This is a genomic window from Hymenobacter rubripertinctus (assembly GCF_003583925.1).
Taxonomy (GTDB): Bacteria; Bacteroidota; Bacteroidia; order Cytophagales; family Hymenobacteraceae; genus Hymenobacter; species Hymenobacter rubripertinctus.
Genome location: NZ_QYCN01000129.1, coordinates 1 through 453 on the forward strand (window position 1 = coordinate 1; position 453 = coordinate 453).

Sequence of the window (453 nt, forward strand, 5' to 3'; positions counted from 1 at the left end):
CGGCAGCAGAAACAGCAGCGTGGCGGCGGCCGGAATCAGCACCCGGGGCTCAAACACTTCGCCCCAGCTTTCAATGCGCAGCAGCCGCCAGCGAAAGCGCTGGCGCTGGGCCGCGGGCAGCGTTTCGGTCATGGTGCCCTGCACGATCAGGCTGAGCAGGGCCAGGCCGGAGGAGCAGTAGAACAGGGCGTTGAGCGAGAAGTGGGTGGCCAGCCAGGAGCCGGCCATGGGGCCRGCRGCCATGCCCAGCGAGCCGGCCACGCCCAGCAGGCCCATGGCCTCGCCGCGGCGGGCGAGCGGCACGATATCGGCGATGAAGGCGGCCGTGCCGGTGGGCTTGAAGCCGGTGCTGAAGCCGTGGAGCAGGCGCAGGCCCAGGAAGCCGGCGACGGTGACGGTGAACGGGTAGAAGAAGCCGCAGATAAAGCAGATCAGCGAGCCGAAGACCATGAC

The 453-nt window shown here is 69.2% G+C and carries 1 protein-coding gene; it reads right to left on the minus strand.

The annotated features are described in order from the left end of the window. On the minus strand, positions 1–453 hold a 453-nt coding region (locus D0T11_RS21845; protein ID WP_119657896.1), incomplete at both ends, for an MFS transporter.